At 72.5% G+C, this 15,261-nt stretch carries 18 protein-coding genes and 1 riboswitch; of the genes, 1 reads left to right on the top strand and 17 read right to left on the bottom strand.

Features of this window, described 5'->3' with window-relative positions; translation table 11 throughout:
• Positions 1-108: 108 nt before the first annotated feature.
• From lgt to hisI, 8 genes are all read right to left on the bottom strand, one after another.
• The gene (gene lgt, locus GGQ69_RS05620; RefSeq protein WP_183525689.1) at positions 109-1,143 is read right to left on the bottom strand and encodes a prolipoprotein diacylglyceryl transferase; all 1,035 of its coding nucleotides are present in this window, start codon (positions 1,141-1,143) and stop codon (positions 109-111) included.
• The gene (gene trpA, locus GGQ69_RS05615; protein ID WP_183525685.1) at positions 1,140-1,961 is read right to left on the bottom strand and encodes a tryptophan synthase subunit alpha; all 822 of its coding nucleotides are present in this window, start codon (positions 1,959-1,961) and stop codon (positions 1,140-1,142) included. Before trpA ends, lgt begins: the two co-directional genes overlap by 4 nt.
• Positions 1,961-3,271: a tryptophan synthase subunit beta gene (gene trpB, locus GGQ69_RS05610; RefSeq protein ID WP_183525682.1), complete on the bottom strand. Its 1,311-nt coding sequence runs from the start codon at positions 3,269-3,271 to the stop codon at positions 1,961-1,963. Before trpB ends, trpA begins: the two co-directional genes overlap by 1 nt.
• 44 nt (positions 3,272-3,315) lie before the next feature.
• On the bottom strand, positions 3,316-4,140 hold the full coding sequence (gene trpC / locus GGQ69_RS05605; RefSeq protein ID WP_183525679.1) for an indole-3-glycerol phosphate synthase TrpC: 825 nt from the start codon (positions 4,138-4,140) through the stop codon (positions 3,316-3,318).
• Complete coding sequence (locus tag GGQ69_RS05600) at positions 4,140-4,412, bottom strand: HGxxPAAW family protein (protein WP_183525676.1); 273 nt, start codon at positions 4,410-4,412, stop codon at positions 4,140-4,142. The genes trpC and GGQ69_RS05600 overlap by 1 nt, the downstream gene beginning before the upstream one ends.
• 106 nt (positions 4,413-4,518) lie before the next feature.
• Positions 4,519-5,115, bottom strand: coding sequence for a Trp biosynthesis-associated membrane protein (locus GGQ69_RS05595; protein WP_370577113.1), 597 nt, complete (start codon positions 5,113-5,115; stop codon positions 4,519-4,521).
• Complete coding sequence (locus GGQ69_RS05590) at positions 5,112-6,728, bottom strand: anthranilate synthase component I (protein WP_183525673.1); 1,617 nt, start codon at positions 6,726-6,728, stop codon at positions 5,112-5,114. Before GGQ69_RS05590 ends, GGQ69_RS05595 begins: the two co-directional genes overlap by 4 nt.
• Entirely contained in the window at positions 6,721-7,128 is a 408-nt protein-coding gene (gene hisI / locus GGQ69_RS05585) for a phosphoribosyl-AMP cyclohydrolase (RefSeq protein WP_010142508.1), read from the bottom strand. Before hisI ends, GGQ69_RS05590 begins: the two co-directional genes overlap by 8 nt.
• Before the next feature lie 39 nt (positions 7,129-7,167).
• Between hisI and GGQ69_RS05580 the strand changes: the two genes are divergently transcribed.
• The gene (locus GGQ69_RS05580; RefSeq protein ID WP_183525670.1) at positions 7,168-7,824 is read left to right on the top strand and encodes a TIGR03085 family metal-binding protein; all 657 of its coding nucleotides are present in this window, start codon (positions 7,168-7,170) and stop codon (positions 7,822-7,824) included.
• Between the two features lie 7 nt (positions 7,825-7,831).
• On the opposite strand, the gene GGQ69_RS05575 is transcribed toward GGQ69_RS05580, so the two are convergent.
• The 9 genes from GGQ69_RS05575 to pnuC all read right to left on the bottom strand — a co-directional run bounded on the left by GGQ69_RS05575 (position 7,832) and on the right by pnuC (position 14,998).
• Positions 7,832-8,599: a GNAT family N-acetyltransferase gene (locus GGQ69_RS05575; protein WP_183525667.1), complete on the bottom strand. Its 768-nt coding sequence runs from the start codon at positions 8,597-8,599 to the stop codon at positions 7,832-7,834.
• 106 nt (positions 8,600-8,705) lie between these two features.
• Positions 8,706-9,476 carry an imidazole glycerol phosphate synthase subunit HisF gene (gene hisF, locus GGQ69_RS05570; RefSeq protein ID WP_183525663.1) on the bottom strand — a complete coding sequence of 257 codons (771 nt, stop codon included), beginning with the start codon at positions 9,474-9,476 and terminating at the stop codon, positions 8,706-8,708.
• 11 nt (positions 9,477-9,487) lie between these two features.
• Positions 9,488-10,339, bottom strand: a complete 852-nt coding sequence (hisG, locus tag GGQ69_RS05565; protein ID WP_183525660.1) for an ATP phosphoribosyltransferase — start codon at positions 10,337-10,339, stop codon at positions 9,488-9,490.
• Between the two features lie 72 nt (positions 10,340-10,411).
• Positions 10,412-10,675 (bottom strand): phosphoribosyl-ATP diphosphatase, encoded by a 264-nt coding sequence (locus tag GGQ69_RS05560; protein ID WP_183525657.1) that lies wholly within the window; start codon positions 10,673-10,675, stop codon positions 10,412-10,414.
• A 68-nt stretch (positions 10,676-10,743) separates the two neighbouring features.
• A complete protein-coding gene (ribH, locus tag GGQ69_RS05555) occupies positions 10,744-11,211 on the bottom strand; it encodes a 6,7-dimethyl-8-ribityllumazine synthase (protein WP_183525654.1) in 468 nt (155 codons plus the stop codon).
• On the bottom strand, positions 11,208-12,539 hold the full coding sequence (ribB, locus tag GGQ69_RS05550; RefSeq protein WP_183525651.1) for a 3,4-dihydroxy-2-butanone-4-phosphate synthase: 1,332 nt from the start codon (positions 12,537-12,539) through the stop codon (positions 11,208-11,210). The genes ribH and ribB overlap by 4 nt, the downstream gene beginning before the upstream one ends.
• Positions 12,536-13,183 carry a riboflavin synthase gene (locus GGQ69_RS05545; RefSeq protein WP_183525649.1) on the bottom strand — a complete coding sequence of 216 codons (648 nt, stop codon included), beginning with the start codon at positions 13,181-13,183 and terminating at the stop codon, positions 12,536-12,538. Before GGQ69_RS05545 ends, ribB begins: the two co-directional genes overlap by 4 nt.
• A gap of 19 nt (positions 13,184-13,202) precedes the next feature.
• Positions 13,203-14,243, bottom strand: a complete 1,041-nt coding sequence (ribD, locus tag GGQ69_RS05540; RefSeq protein ID WP_183525646.1) for a bifunctional diaminohydroxyphosphoribosylaminopyrimidine deaminase/5-amino-6-(5-phosphoribosylamino)uracil reductase RibD — start codon at positions 14,241-14,243, stop codon at positions 13,203-13,205.
• Positions 14,240-14,998: a nicotinamide riboside transporter PnuC gene (pnuC, locus tag GGQ69_RS05535; protein ID WP_183525643.1), complete on the bottom strand. Its 759-nt coding sequence runs from the start codon at positions 14,996-14,998 to the stop codon at positions 14,240-14,242. Before pnuC ends, ribD begins: the two co-directional genes overlap by 4 nt.
• A gap of 108 nt (positions 14,999-15,106) precedes the next feature.
• Positions 15,107-15,250: riboswitch (FMN riboswitch) on the bottom strand.
• Positions 15,251-15,261 lie beyond the last annotated feature (11 nt).

Below are 15,261 nucleotides of genomic sequence, written 5' to 3'. Positions count from 1 at the left end.
GGTGGAAGGGGACGTCGTTGGCCCCGGTGACGGCTCAGGCACGCTGGAGATCATCCGCGTCACCCGTGGCCGGTGCAGTGGAGTAAATACTAGCGACCGGTGGGGGGCTCACGCGTCGTTTCGACGCGAAAAACCCTCATTCTGTGTTTCGTCCGCGTTAACTTTGTGACCATCAGGCGTCGGTTCCGTTTCCGGCGTGGTCCCGGCCGGGGCGGGGGCGGCGGCGTCCGGGCCCTCCTCCACGGCGGACGGCTCGCGGCCCGGCCTCCAGACGGAGTCGGCGGCGGCCCGCGCCTCGGCGGTCCTGGGCCGGGTGGCCCAGAGCCCGATGAGGAAGCCCACGGCGATCAGGAACAGCAATAGGGAGGTCCACACGTTGAGCCGCTGGGTGACGCCGAAGAGGGTGATCATCTCGGCATCGTCGATGCGCATCATCTCGATCCAGGTGCGCCCGGCCGTGTACCAGGCCACGTAGGCCCAGACCATCATCCCGCGGCGCAGGCGCAGTCGCCGGTCGATGAGCAGCAGGAGCCCGACGCCGGCCAGGTTCCACAGCATCTCGTAGAGGAACGTGGGGTGGAACAGCGTGCCCTCCAGGGTCCCGGCGGGCCAGTTGGGGCTCTCGGGGCTGACCTGCAGGCCCCACGGCAGGGTGGTGGGTCCACCGAAGAGTTCCTGGTTGAAGTAGTTGCCCAGCCGGCCGATGCCCTGGGCCAGCAGCACGCCGGGGGCCACGACGTCGGCATAGGCGGAGAGCTTGAACCCGTACCGCCGGCAGGCGATCAGGGCGCCGATCGCACCCAGGGCCACGGCGCCCCAGATCCCCAGGCCGCCCTCCCAGACCCGCCAGATCCTGGTCAGGTCCCCGGTGCCGTCGAACCCCGGGCCGAAGTAGGCGTCCGGCGAGGAGAACACGTGGTAGAGCCGGGCGCCGACGAGCCCGAACAGGATCGCCCAGACGGAGACGTCGATGATGCCGCCCTCGGGGCCGCCGCGGGCCTTCCAGCGGGCGGTACCGAGCCACAGGCCGGCGATGATCCCGGCGATGATGCACAGCGCGTAGGCGTGGACCGTCACCGGTCCGAGGTGGAATCCGTCCCAGCCGGGGGCGGGGATGGCTCCGGTGACCAGCACCGCGTTCACGCGTCGGCCCCGTCCCTCACCGCTCCGGTCGCCAGCTCGGCGGTCAGCGTCCCGACGGCGGCCGGGCCGCCGTCGCGCAGGGCGCTCACCAGGGCGGTGCCCACGATCGCGCCGTCGGCGTACCGCCCGATCTCGCGGATGTGCTCGGGCCGGGAGATGCCCAGCCCGACCGCGACGCGCGGGGCGCCGGCCGCATGGGCGCGGGCCACCACCTGCTCGGCGGCCGAGGAGACCTCGTTGCGGGCACCGGTGACGCCCATGACGGAGACGCCGTAGACGAAGCCGCGGCTTGACCCGACGACGAGCTTGATCCGCTCGTCGGTGGAGCTGGGGGCGGTGAGGAAGACCCGGTCCAGCCCGTACCGGTCCGAGGCCTCGAACCAGTCGCCGGCCTCCTCGGGGACGAGGTCCGGGGTGATGATGCCCGCTCCCCCGGCCTCGGACAACCGGCGGGCGAAGGTGTCCACGCCCATCCGGTCCACGATGTTCCAGTAGGTCATCACGAGCACGACCGCGTCGGTCCGTGCCGAGACGGCCTTGACGATGTCGAACACGGAGTCGATCCGGAAGCCGTCGGCCAGGACCTGGCTGGTGGCCGCCTGGATGACCGGGCCGTCCATGACCGGGTCCGAGTAGGGGATGCCGATCTCGATGACGTCCGCCCCGTTGTTGCCCAGGGCCACGGCCGCCTCGATGGAGTCCTCGACGGTGGGGTACCCGGCGGGCAGGTAGCCGATCAGGGCGGTGCGCCCGGCCGCGCGGGCGGCCTCGATCGCCTCGGCGGTGCGCGAGTGCACGGTGTTGACGGTCTCGGACATCAGCTCTGGGCTCCTTCCGGCCGGGCCGCCACGGCCTCGGCGTCCCCGCCGGCGGGGGTCTCGGCGTCCGGCAGCATCCCGAAGTACTTCGCGGCGGTGGCCACGTCCTTGTCGCCGCGTCCGGAGAGGTTCACGACGATGATCTTCTGCTCGTCCTCGGGCGTGTCCGGGCCGATGAGACCGGCGTCCGTCCAGCGGCGGGCCAGTCGCAGGGCGCCGGCCAGGGCGTGGGAGGACTCGATCGCCGGCACGATCCCCTCGGTCCGGCACAGCCGCTGGAAGGCGTCCATGCACTCGGTGTCGGTGACCGGCTCGTACGTGGCCCGGCCGGTGTCGTGCAGCCAGGCGTGCTCGGGACCGACGGCCGGGTAGTCGAGGCCGGCGGAGATGGAGTGCGAGTCGACGGTCTGTCCGTCCTCGTCCTGCATGAGGTAGGTGCGCGCTCCGTGCAGCACGCCCGTGCGGCCCAGGTTGATGGAGGCGGCGTGGCGGCCGGTGTCCATGCCCTCCCCGCCGGCCTCCAGGCCGTAGAGCTCGACGCCCGGGTCGTCCAGGAAACCGTGGAAGATGCCCATGGCATTGGATCCGCCGCCCACGCAGGCGCACACGGCGTCCGGCAGGCGTCCGGTCTGGGCCAGGACCTGCTCGCGGGCCTCCTCGCCGATGACGGAGTGGAAGTAGCGGACCATGGCGGGGAACGGCGCCGGTCCGGTGACCGTGCCCAGCAGGTAGTGGGTGGTGTCCACGGAGGCGACCCAGTCCCGCAACGCGTCGTTGATGGCGTCCTTGAGGGTGCGGGCACCGGTCGTGACCGCCACGACCTCGGCACCGAGCATCTCCATGCGGGCCACGTTGAGGGCCTGGCGCTGGGTGTCCACCTCGCCCATGTAGACGGTGCACTCCATGCCGAACAGGGCGGCCGCCGTGGCGGTGGCCACCCCGTGCTGACCGGCCCCGGTCTCGGCGATGAGGCGGGTCTTGCCCATCCGCTGCGCCAGCAGTGCCTGGCCGATGACGTTGTTGATCTTGTGCGAACCGGTGTGGTTGAGGTCCTCGCGCTTGAGGAAGACCCGCACGCCCGGGGTGTCGGCGGCGAACCGGGGCACCTCGGTGAGCAGGGACGGCCGGTTCACGTAATTCGTGAACAGGTCCTGCAGTCGCGCGATGAACTCCGGGTCCTCACGGGCCTCGGTGAAGGTGCGCTCGACCTCCTCGAGGGCGGCGATCAGGGATTCGGGCATCCAGCGGCCGCCGTACGGGCCGAAGTACGGCCCGGGCTGGTTCTGGTAGCTGCCGGTGTGCTCAATCATGTCTCGGTCCAGTCTGTTCAGTGCCTGTGCTGTGGTGCCGGATGTCAGCGGGCCCGGGCCGTCACCGAGGCCGCGCGGAAGTCCCGGATCGCCTGGGACGGGTCGCCGTGCTTCACCAGGGCCTCGCCGACCAGGACGGCGTCGGCACCGTCCTGCGCGTAGCCGGCGACCTGCTCGGGTCCCTCCACCCCGGACTCCGCCACCCGGACCACGCCCTCGGGAAGGTGCGGGGCGAGGTTGCGGTAGTTGTGCGGGTCGACGTCGAGGGTCTTGAGGTTGCGCACGTTCACGCCCACGATGCGCGCGTCCACGGCGACGGCCCGCTCGATCTCCTCGGGGGTGTGCGCCTCCACGAGGGCGTTCATGCCGAGATCGTGGGTGAGCTGCAGCAGTCCGGCCAGTTCTGCGTCGTCCAGGGCCGCGACGATCAGCAGCACCAGGTCGGCACCGTGGGCGCGGGCCTCGTAGACCATGTACTCGTCGACGGTGAAGTCCTTGCGCAGCACCGGGATGCCCACGGCGGCGCGCACGGCGTCGAGGTCGGCCAGCGACCCGCCGAAGCGGTGCTGTTCGGTGAGCACGGAGATCGCGGCGGCGCCCCCGGCCTCGTACTGCCGCGCCAGGTCGGCCGGCGAGGAGATCTCGGCCAGCGCGCCCTTCGACGGGCTGGACCGCTTGACCTCGGAGATGATCCGGATGCCGCCGGCATCCTCGCGGCCACCGGCGAGGGCGGCGTGGGCGTCCAGTGCCGGGCGGGTCCGCACGGCCTCCTCGGCCCGCTCCCGCATGGCGGCCAGGGGGACCTCGCGGCGCCGGGCCTCGAGGTCCTGGCGGACCCCGACGATGATCTCGTCGAGAACCGTCGCCATCAGTGGCGCGCGGCCTTGGCGTGGCCCTTGGTGCCCATGCCGGCCTTGCCCATGACGAAGCCTGCGATCACTCCGGCCACCGCGGCGACGATGCCGGCGACGGTGAGGAACATCAGGTCCGCGAGCATGCCGATGGACACCAGGACCGCACCTAGCAGGAGCAGCAGGACGAGGGTCCAGGCGGCCGGCGAGTTGCCGTGGCCCAGCGGCTCGGCGTGCGTCGGGTCGTTCAGGACGAGGTCGTCGTCGGAGGTGGGGCGCGTGGTGGTCATGGACCGTACCTTTCCTGCGGAAGCTGATCGGTTCTGCCGTTCATTCTGCCACGGAACCGCCCCGGCCCTGCGTAGATCACGGCAGATCACGGCCGGGGCGCCACGGTCAGGTCGGGTCCTCACCACGGGTCAGCTCGTCCCAGGCGTCGATCTCGTCGACGGGCCCGGTGGCCCCCGGCCCCGTGCCGTCGCCGGCACCGGTCCCGGCGGCCGTCGCGGCGGTGGCCCGGGTGTCGTAGCGGCGGTTCTCGCGCCAGCCGCGGCCGGCCACCAGCACGGCGATCCCGCAGGCCGCCAGCAGCACGCCCGCCGCCAGGGTGACCCAGGGCCAGAAGGTCAGGGCGTAGGCGGCGGCGTCGGCCGTGGTGCCGGTGGCCGCGGAGACCTGGGCCCGGGCGGCGTCCGCCGGCCGGAGCGTGGCGTTCACCGCGGACCATCCGGTGGCCACCCCGGCCAGGACCAGGAGCACCGAGGTCACCACCCGGCCGATGCGCCGGGCCATCGAGAGGGCGACGCCCGAGGCCATCCCCACCAGGGCCATCGCGGGCACGACGGCGGCGGCCTGGTTCCCGGTGGTCGTCACCGTGGCATCCGGGACCCCGGCCAGCCCGCTGGCCTGGATCCACGTCTGGGCGCCCGACCCGAGGATCACGGCCCCGGCGGCGATGGCCCACAGCACGGCGGTGCGTCGCGTCAGGCTCACTGCGCGTCCTCGTCCCCGGCGTCCGGCACCTGCAGGGTCCGCAACCGGCCGGCGGCCAGCACGGCGCGCATCGGCGCGCTGGACTTGGTGACCGTCTCGGCCGCCTCCGCCTCGGGGACGGAGTCCGCGACGATCCCGGCACCGGCCTGGACGTACGCGGTGCCGTCCACCAGCAGGGCCGAGCGGATGTTGATCGCCATGTCCATGTTCCCGGCGAGGTCGAAGTAGCCCACCACGCCCCCGTACGGTCCGCGTTCCTGGGGCTCCCACTCGTCCAGCAGCTGCAGGGCCCGGGGCTTCGGGGCGCCGGACAGGGTGCCGGCCGGGAAGGCGGCGGCCAGCACGTCCAGCGCCCGGCTGCCCGGGGCCAGCCGCCCCTCCACGTGGGAGACCAGGTGCATGATGTGGCTGAAGCGCTCGACCTCCATGAACTGGGTGACCGACACGGACCCCGGGACGCAGACCTTGGACAGGTCGTTGCGGGACAGGTCGACCAGCATCAGGTGCTCGGCACGCTCCTTCTGGTCGTTGACGAGGTCCTTCTCGTGCAGGTGGTCCTCGGCCACCGTCGCCCCGCGGGGCCGGGACCCGGCGATCGGGTGCGTGATCACGGAGCCGTCGTTCACCGTGACCAGGGCCTCGGGCGAGGACCCGACGATCTGGTACCGGCCGCCGTCGGGCCGCTCGAAGGTGAACAGGTACATGTAGGGGCTCGGGTTCATGGCCCGCAGCACGCGGTAGACGTCCAGTCCGCCGGCGTCGGTCGCCGCGGAGAAGCGCCGCGACACCACGATCTGGAACACCTCGCCGTCGGTGATGGCCTGCTGGGCCTTGGCCACGGCGTCGAGGAAGCCCTCCTGCGTCCAGGAGTCCCGCACGTGGGTCGCCAGCTCACCGGGGGCGAGGTCCGGCCAGCCCGGCGGGGCCGTGGAGACCGGGTCGTGGGTGGGTGCCGTGAGCCGGCGGACCATCGACTCGAGGCGGGCGACGGCGTCGGCGTGGGCCGCCTCCACCCCGGAGTCCAGCCCGTCGCGGTTGATGGCGTTGGCCACGAGGGTCACGGTGCCGTCGACGTTGTCGTGCACGGCCAGGTCGGTGATCAGGTTCAGGGCCAGCTCGGGCAGGCCGAGGTCGTCCGGCGGCGGGGAGGGCAGCCTCTCCCAGCGCCGCACGGTGGGCCAGCCGAGGAAACCGGCCATCCCGGACAGCAGGTTCGGCCGGTCCGACCCCGGGCCGTCCCAGGCATCCGTGGCCAGGTGGTCCAGGGTGGCGCGGAGCACCTCCAGCGGGTCACCCTCGGTCGGCACCCCGGCCGGCGGGGTGCCGAGCCACTGGGCGCTGACACCGACCTGTCCGTCCCCGCCCTCGACGCGGCGCGTGGTCAGCGTCGCGGAGCTGCCGGCTCCGATGAAGGAGTACCGGGACCACACCCCGCCCTGCGCCGCGGACTCCATGAGGAACGTGCCGGGCTCGTCGGCGGCCAGCCGGCGGTAGATCCCCACCGGGGTGAGGCCGTCCGCCAGCAGGGTCATGGTCACCGGGATGACCCGGTGCTGGCGGGCCAGGACGGCGAACTCTCCGGCCGAGGGGGTGATGCCGCCGAGTTCACGCATGGGGGTGCCCCGCGATCGGGAAGGTCGTGGGTCCCGGCGCCGGGGCGGTCGGCGTCGGCAGGCGCCGGCCGTCGAAGCAGGTCCGCGTCCCGGTGTGGCACGCCGGGCCGGTCTGGTCCACGTGCACCAGCAGGGCGTCGCCGTCGCAGTCCAGGGACACCGAGACGACGGCCTGCGTGTTCCCGGAGGTGTCCCCCTTGCGCCAGTACTCCTGGCGGGACCGGGAGTAGTACGTCGCCCGGCCGGAGGTCAGCGTCCGGCGCAGCGCCTCCTCGTCCATCCAGCCGAGCATCAGCACCTCACCGGTGTCGTGCTGCTGGGCGATGGCCGCCACGAGCCCGTCGGGGTTCTTCTTGAGCAGGCGGGAGATGGCGGGATCGAGCGTGGCGGGTTGTTCCATGGTGGTCCAGTCTATGCGCCGTGTAGCGTGGGGCGTGTTATGCCGAACGACACTGACAGGGCCCCGTCGAGGGACTTCACCGCCGCGTCCCGCGACGCACTCGTGGAGGCGTTGCTGTCGGCCGGCCCCGGCCAGCCGACACTCTGTGAGGGCTGGCAGACCCAGCACCTGGCCGCGCACATAGTTCTCCGCGAGGGGTCGCCGCTGGTGGCCGGGCTCGTGGTGAAGCCCCTCCAGTCCCGGCTGGAGCGCCGGACCATGGACCTCGGGGACTCGGCGGCGACCCCCGAGGCCTACCAGGACCTCGTGGCGCGGATCAGCGCGGGCCCCTCGGCGGGGCGCCGGCTCGCCGAGCGGCTGCAGAACCTGCCGGCCGTGCGACGGGCCGCGCAGGCGACCAACCTGCTGGAGTTCTACGTCCATACCGAGGACGTGCGGCGCGCCCAGCACCGCTGGGCCCCGCGGCACCTCGCCGAGGAGTACGCCGACGCCCTGTTCACCGAGCTGGCCCGCTCGGCCCGGCTGCGCTATCGCTCCGAGGACACCGGGATCGTGCTGGCCCGCAGCACCGGCCAGCGGGTCGTCGCGCGCAGGCCCGGTCCGGGCGAGCCCTCCCGGACCATCTCGGGGCCGGCCGGCGAGCTCGTCATGCACGCCTTCGGGCGGCGGGACAACGCCCTGGTCGTCGTCGACTGACCTGCGCTCAGGCGGGCCGGGTCAGGTACCGGTACCGCGCCGCCGTCGTGAAGCCCAGGTCCTCGGCCAGCGCCAGCGCCTTCTCCGAGCGTTCCTCCACCTGCATCCAGATCCCCTCCAGGCCCATCCGGACGGCGTGGTGGAAGATCGCGTCGATGATCGGGCCGACCATGCCCCGGCCGCGCAGGTCCTTGCGCACCTTCACGGCGTACACGCCCCCGAAGGACCGTTCCGGCGTCTCGTGCACGATGGAGAGCTTGGCGATCGCGGCCAGCGCCCCGTCCTCGTCCGGGTAGTCGAAGAACCGGCTGCTGCCGCCGGCCAGGAGGCGGCGGTAGACCATGCGGCTGGCGGGGTCGATCGCGTCGGCCGAGGTGCCCATGTGGGCGTCCAGCCAGGCGTCGGAGAGGGTCTCGGCGATCCCCACGCGCGGGTCCCAGGCCGTGTGCTGCGGGATGTCCTCACGGCCCAGCCACAGCACCCGCGTCGGGGCGACGCTCTCGTAACCCCGCCGCTCGAGCAGGTCGGCCAGTCGCTGCTGCCCCTCGAGGAAGTCGTCGTCCTCGCCGGCCGTGCCGTCCGGTCCGGGCACGGCCGCGGAACCGGGCCACGTCCCCGACGCCGGCTGCCAGACCTGGAAGGTCGGGGCCAGCCAGCGCTCGGCGGCGCGCCGTTCCACCTCGTCGACGGCCGCGGAGATCTCGGCGGGGTCCCGCGGCATCGAGGTGGACAGCACGCTGTTCGCGCGCCGGGTGATGCCGGAGGAGAACCGCACGGACCAGCCCTCGACCTGCTGGACCTCGATCGCGGGCCAGCCCAGTGCCGTCAGCCGCTGCAGGGCGAGCGGAGTGACCTGGGTGGCCCGGCCGGTCCGGGGATCCTCAGCGGACAGGGTGACCAGCCTCCCGGATGGCCTGCTTCACCCGCGCGATCATGTCCACGGGACCGAAGTGGAAGATGGAGGCGGCCAGCACGGCGTCCGCGCCGGCGTCGATGGCCGGTGGGAAGTCCTCCGGGGACCCGGCACCGCCGGAGGCGATGAGCGGGACGGTGGTGACCGCGCGGACGGCGCGGATCATCTCGAGGTCGAAGCCCTCCTGGGTGCCGTCCGCGTCGATGGAGTTCAGCAGGATCTCCCCGACCCCCCGCTCGGCGGCCTCCCGGCACCACGCCACCGCGTCGATGCCGGTGCCCTGCCGGCCGCCGTGGGTGGTGACCTCGAAGCCGGAGGCCACGGAGGGGTCGTCGGTGCGGCGGGCGTCCAGGGACAGGGTGAGCACCTGGGAGCCGAAGCGCCGGGTGATCTCGTCGATGACCCCGGGCCGGGCGACCGCGGCGGTGTTGATGGAGACCTTGTCCGCACCCGAGCGCAGCAGCTTGTCCACGTCCTCCACGGACCGCACCCCGCCCCCGACGGTCAACGGGATGAAGACCTCCTCGGCGGTCTGGGCGACCACGTCATAGGTGGTGGAGCGGTCGGCCGTGGACGCGGTCACGTCCAGGAACGTCAGCTCGTCCGCGCCGGCCTCGTTGTACCGGCGGGCCAGCTCGACCGGGTCACCGGCGTCCCGCAGGTCCTCGAACCTCACGCCCTTGACGACCCGGCCGGCATCGACGTCCAGGCAGGGGATGACACGTACGGCAACGGTCACGGGGGCTCCTCTCAGATCCGGATCGCGTGGATGGCGGAGACCAGGATGGCGCGGGCCCCCATGTCGTAGAGCTCGTCCATCACCTTGTTGGTGTCCTCCTTGCGCACCATCGAGCGCACGGCCACCCAGCCCTCGTCCTGCAGCGGCGAGATCGTCGGTGATTCCAGCCCCGGGGTGACGGCGGAGGCCCGCTCCAGGTTCTCCCGGCTGACGTCGTAGTCGATCATCACGTAGCGGCGTGCCACCAGCACGCCCTGGAGGCGGCGCAGCAGCACGTCCAGGCCCTCGGGACGCTTGCCGGACTGGCCGATGATGATGGCCTCGGAGCGCATGATGGGCTCGCCGAAGGTCTCCATGCCGGCGGCCCGCAACGTGGAACCGGTCTCCACGACGTCCGCGATGGCGTCGGCGACGCCCAGGTTCACGGAGGACTCCACGGCACCGTCCAGGTGCACGATCATCTCCGGCTTGACCGACTGGGTGGACAGGTAGTCCTCCAGCAGCCCGTCGTAGCTCGTGGCGATGCGCTTGCCCTCGAGGTCCGCCAGGGACGAGAACCGGCCCATCGGCGCGGCGAAGCGGAACGTGGACTTGCCGAAGCCCAGGGCCATGATCTCCTCGGCGGAGCCGTTCACCTGGGCGTCCTGGAACAGGTCCCGGCCGGTCAGGCCGATGTCCAGGGTGCCCTGGCCGACGTAGACGGCGATGTCCCGGGGGCGCAGGTAGAAGAACTCCACCTGGTTCTCCGGATCCATCATGACCAGTTCCTTGGAGTCGCGGCGCTGGAGGTAGCCGGCTTCCTGGAGCATGTCGCGGGCGGCCTCGGACAGGGCGCCCTTGTTGGGGACGGCGATGCGCAGCATGGGTGCTGGTTCTCCTGGGGTGGTGACGAGTGGGTGGACGGGGGCGATCCCGGGTGCGGGAACCGGCACGGGTCAGAGGTGCCGGTAGACGTCCTGCAGGGTCAGGCCCTTGGCGATCATCAGGACCTGCAGGTGGTACAGCAGCTGGGAGATCTCCTCCGCGGCCTCGTCGTCGGATTCGTACTCGGCGGCCATCCAGACCTCGGCCGCCTCCTCGACGATCTTCTTTCCGATCCCATGGACCCCGGAGTCGAGCTCGGCGACGGTGCCGGAGCCCTCCGGCCGTGTCTCGGCCTTGTGGCGCAGCTCGGCGAAGAGTTCATCGAAGGTTTTCACCCCTTTAGCGTACCGACCGCGCGGCCCCGCCCCGGACCGTCGCCGCCGTATGTGAAGAACGTGGGGCGTCAGCGCAGGGCCAGCTCCGTCAGGACGGCGGCCTGGAAGGCCTCGTAGCCCTTGTCCTCGCTGGAACCGGGAAGCCCGGCGCGGTCCAGCGCCTGCTCCTCGGTGTCGCACGTGAGCACCCCGAAGCCGACCGGGGTCCCGGTGCGCACGGAGACGTCCACGAGTCCGTCCGTCGCCCCGGAGCAGACGTACTCGAAGTGCGGGGTGCCGCCGCGGATCACGACGCCCAGGGCCACCAGGGCGTCGAACCGCGGCGCCAGCCGGGCGGCCGCGACCGGCAGCTCGAACGTGCCCGGGACCCGCACCTCGACCGCCTCGATCCCGGCCTCGGCGGCCGCGCGGCGGGCACCGGCCAGCAGCCCGTCCATCACCGCGTCATGCCATTGCGCGGCGATGACGGCGACGCGCAGCGACTCCGCGCGCGCTCCGGTCATGTCCAGTCCCTGGGGTGCTCCGTGTCCGCTCATGCCTGTCCTCCTGTGGTCGTGGGTGTCGTGAGGGGTGTCATCGTGGGGGTCCCCCTCGGGGGTGTGGTGCTGCTGCGATCCGGCACCAGGTCCCCGGCCAGCCGGTGGGCCATCCGGTCCCGCTTGGTCGCGAGGTAGTCGCGGTTGTGCTCGGTCACCGGTGCCGGGCTGGGCACGATCTGCTCGACGTGGATGCCCGCGCGCGTCAGTTGCTCCGCCTTGTCCGGGTTGTTCGTGACCAGCCGGATGCGGAACAGTCCCATCCGCCGCAGGATGGCCGCGGCCGAGCGGTAGCTGCGCGCGTCCGCCGGCAGGCCCAGGTGCTCGTTGGCGGCCACGGTGTCCATGCCCGCGTCCTGCAGGGCGTAGGTCATGATCTTGTTGGCCAGGCCGATCCCCCGGCCCTCATGGCCGCGCAGGTAGATCACCGTCCCGCCCTCGGCGGCGCTCTGGCGCAGCGCGTGCTCCAGCTGGGCGCCGCAGTCGCAGCGCTCGGAGCCGAAGACGTCACCCGTGAGGCACTCCGAGTGCAGGCGGACCAGCGGGGGCCGGCCGGAGGCGTCCATCATGTCCGGCACGGGGGCGCGCAGCACCATGTGCTCGGCACCCGTCTCGTGGTCCGGGTGCACGGAGACCTGGAAGGTGCCGTACCGGGTCGGCAGGCTGACCGTGGGCACGGCCATGGACCCGGGACCCTCGAGGGCGGGGTCCACCCCGGTCTCGAGGTAGGCCACGAGGTCCTCGATCGACACGAGCGGCATGCCGTGGCGGTCGGCGAACCGGCGCAGCTCGGGCAGGCGCATCATGGTGCCGTCGTCGTTGACCAGTTCGGCGATGGCACCCACCGGGGCGCGCCCGGCCAGGCGGGAGAGCTCCACCGCGGCCTCGGTGTGGCCACGGCGCTGCAGGACCCCGCCCTGGGCCGCGACCAGCGGGAAGAGGTGGCCGGGCCGGCTGACCAGGTCCGCCGTGGACGACGGGTCGGCCAGGACCTTGAGCGTGATGGCGCGGTCGGCGGCGGAGATCCCCGTGGTGGTGCCGGCGATGGCGTCGCAGCTGACGGTGTAGGCCGTGCCCTTGGGGTCCTCGTTGCGGTCCGTCATGGGCGGCAGCTCGAGGCGGCGGGCGACGTCCGGGGGCATCGGCGCGCACAGGACACCGGAGGTGTACCGCACGGTCAGGGCGACGAGCTCGGGGGTCGCGGCATCGGCGGCGAAGACGATGTCCCCCTCGTTCTCCCGGTCCTCGTCGTCGACCACGACGACGGCCCGTCCCGCCGCGATGGCCGCCACGGCGGCTCCGATCGGGTCCAGGTGGATCGCGCTCATGCCGTCACCTCCTCGGTCTCGAGGGCCCGGTCGTAGTCGTGGAGGCGGGCGGCGTACTTCGCCAGGACGTCGACCTCGAGGTTCACCCGGTCCCCCACCACACGGGTGCCGAGGGTCGTGGCGGCCAGGGTGGCCGGGATGACGCCGACCTCGAACCAGTCCTGCCCCGGGGCCGGGGCGCTGACCGCGCTCACGGTCAGGGAGACGCCGTCGACGGCGATCGAGCCCTTCTCGGCCACGTAGCGGCCCAGGCCGGCCGGCAGGGCGATGCGCACCTGCCGCCAGTCGCCGTGCACCTCGATCCGGGCGACGGTGCCGGTGCCGTCGACGTGGCCCTGCACGACGTGGCCGTCCAGGCGTCCGTTCGCCGGGACGCAGCGTTCGAGGTTCACGCGGACCCCGGGGGCCAGGGTGCCCACGGTGGTGCGGCGCAGGGTCTCGCCCATGACGTCGACGGTGACGGTGCCCGCGGCGGCCCGGATGTCCGTGGCCGTGAGGCAGGTCCCGTTGACGGCGAGCGAGCCGCCGTCCTCCAGGCCCACGAGGGACTGCGGGGCATGCAGGGTCAGCCGGGCGGCGTCCTGCTCCGGCAGGGACTCCAGCGCGGAGACCGTGCCCAGTTCGGTGATGATTCCGGTGAACATGTTTCTTCCTTCGGGGTGATCAGGCGGAGAGATGGATCAGGACGTCCTGGCCGAGGCGGCTGAGTCCACCCGTCTCGGCGTCGTCCAGGGTAAGGGGGCGGGACTGGCCCAGGGTGGTGTTCTCCGGCCAGTGCAGCCCGGAGGGGCCGTGCCCGATGACCAGCGGTGCCTGGTAGACGAACAGCTCGTCCACCAGGTCCGCCGCGAGCCAGGCCGAGAGCACGGTAGGTCCGCCCTCGATGAGCAGGTGGCCGGGGGTGGCGCCGCCGTGGGGCCAGGGACCGCCCCGCCCCTCGAGTGCGGCCAGCACCTCGGCGGGGTCGTGGCTGCGCACGTGCAGCCAGTCACGGGGGACGTCGCGCAGACCCTGCACCACCGGCACGGGCTGAACGGGATGCTCCGTGCCGTCGTCGCGGCGGGCGGTCAGCCGGGGGTCGTCCGCCAGGACGGTGCCCGTGCCGACCACGATCGCGTCGACCCGTGAGCGGACCTCGTGGGCGTGGCGGCGAGACTGCTCGCCGGTGATCCACTGGCTCGTCCCGTCCGCGGCGGCCACCCGTCCGTCGAGGGACTGCGCCAGGTGCCCGGTGACGAAGGGCCGTCCGGCGTCCCGGGCGGCGAGCCAGCGGCGGTTCAGCGAGAGTGCTGTCCCCGCGGCGGTGTCGGGGACCCGGGCGACGTCCACACCGGCCGCGCGCAGGCGGGCCGCTCCACCGCCACCGGTCCCCGTGGGGTCGGCGACGGCGTAGCGCACCGACCGGATGCCGGAGGCCAGGATGGCCTCGGTGCACGGACCCGTGGAACCGGTGTGGTCGCAGGGCTCGAGCGTGACCCACAGGGTGGCACCGGCCGCATCGTGGCCTCCGCCCCGGAACTGCCGCAGCGCGTCCGCCTCGGCGTGGTCCGTGCCCCGGCCGCGGTGATGACCGGTGGCCACCACCTCGTCCCCGACGGTGATCACGGCGCCGACCAGCGGGTTCGCGCCCCGTGGTCCGCGCAGCGCCGCCTGCACGGCCAGTTCGAGGGTGGCCTCCACGGCCACGGTTCCTGTACCGCTCATGGCGTGTGGACCGGGGTCGGGACGGGGTCCTGCGCGGCCGGCCGGACCGTCGGGTCCGGGATGAGGGTCTCGACCTCCGGCTTCTCGTGTGCCTTGGCGCGCACCCAGACGAAGAACCCGACCAGGGTGAACACGCCGTAGAACAGGTACATGAAGGCACTGGCGTAGTAACCGGCGCTGAACAGCAGCGGGACGCCCACGACGTCGACGGCCACCCAGACCAGCCAGAACTCCACCCAGCCCCGGGCCATCCCGTAGGTCGCGATCAGTGAGCCGACGAAGGTCCAGGCGTCCGCCCACACGGGCTCGTAGGATCCCAGGGCGCTGAACAGCGGCGTGAGCGCCACGGTGCCGATGACCATGGCGGCCACGATCCCGATGCGGGCCCTCCAGCCGGCCCACTGGGGCGAGATGGCCGTGTTGTCGGCGATACCGTGCCGGCCGTGGCGCTCGGCCCTGGCCCGGCGCCACTGCCGCCAGCCGTAGACGGACACGGCGATGAACATGAGCTGGCGACCGGCCTGACCCAGCAGGCTCGCGGTGTCCGCCCCGCCGAACAGGCCGGAGAGGAACACGGTGAGCAGGATCAGGTTGCCGATGATGCCGACCGGCCACGCCCAGACCTTGCGGCGCATGCCGCCCAGGGCCGAGGCCAGTCCGAAGATGTTGCCGACCACTTCCCGCACCAGCAGCCCCCCGCCGGCGACGGGGATGTACCAGGTGAACAGGTCGACGAGCCACCGCATGATGTCCATGATTCTCCCTTCGGAACGCGGCGGCTCCGGGGAATCATGCTGCGAGTCCGCCCTTCGGAGCGGGTGCGGACCATGACGGTTCCGACTCCACGCCGAACGGCGGGGCTGCACGTGCTTCTCCCATCCAGACTTTAACTGTCGGTACCGGAATTCCACCGGTTCAACCGTCCATCGGCACTGCGGATGCAGGCCGACTCGCGGGTCGCGGACTTTGACCGCCGGTTCGGATTCTCACCGACCCCGGAGCACGTTGGACCCCATTG

It is taken from the genome of Micrococcus sp. TA1 (assembly GCF_014199555.1).
GTDB lineage: Bacteria > Actinomycetota > Actinomycetes > Actinomycetales > Micrococcaceae > Citricoccus.
This window is presented reverse-complemented; position numbering and strand designations above follow the sequence as displayed.

Bases quoted from the DNA above. Each gene is read 5' to 3' on its own strand.
- trpA (WP_183525685.1), bottom strand. From the start codon at position 1,961: ATGTCCGAGACCGTCAACACCGTGCACTCGCGCACCGCCGAGGCGATC.
- trpB (WP_183525682.1), bottom strand. From the start codon at position 3,271: ATGATTGAGCACACCGGCAGCTACCAGAACCAGCCCGGGCCGTACTTC.
- trpC (WP_183525679.1), bottom strand. From the start codon at position 4,140: ATGGCGACGGTTCTCGACGAGATCATCGTCGGGGTCCGCCAGGACCTC.
- GGQ69_RS05600 (WP_183525676.1), bottom strand. From the start codon at position 4,412: ATGACCACCACGCGCCCCACCTCCGACGACGACCTCGTCCTGAACGAC.
- GGQ69_RS05590 (WP_183525673.1), bottom strand. From the start codon at position 6,728: ATGCGTGAACTCGGCGGCATCACCCCCTCGGCCGGAGAGTTCGCCGTC.
- hisI (WP_010142508.1), bottom strand. From the start codon at position 7,128: ATGGAACAACCCGCCACGCTCGATCCCGCCATCTCCCGCCTGCTCAAG.
- GGQ69_RS05580 (WP_183525670.1), top strand. From the start codon at position 7,168: ATGCCGAACGACACTGACAGGGCCCCGTCGAGGGACTTCACCGCCGCG.
- hisG (WP_183525660.1), bottom strand. From the start codon at position 10,339: ATGCTGCGCATCGCCGTCCCCAACAAGGGCGCCCTGTCCGAGGCCGCC.
- ribH (WP_183525654.1), bottom strand. From the start codon at position 11,211: ATGAGCGGACACGGAGCACCCCAGGGACTGGACATGACCGGAGCGCGC.
- ribB (WP_183525651.1), bottom strand. From the start codon at position 12,539: ATGAGCGCGATCCACCTGGACCCGATCGGAGCCGCCGTGGCGGCCATC.
- GGQ69_RS05545 (WP_183525649.1), bottom strand. From the start codon at position 13,183: ATGTTCACCGGAATCATCACCGAACTGGGCACGGTCTCCGCGCTGGAG.
- ribD (WP_183525646.1), bottom strand. From the start codon at position 14,243: ATGAGCGGTACAGGAACCGTGGCCGTGGAGGCCACCCTCGAACTGGCC.
- pnuC (WP_183525643.1), bottom strand. From the start codon at position 14,998: ATGGACATCATGCGGTGGCTCGTCGACCTGTTCACCTGGTACATCCCC.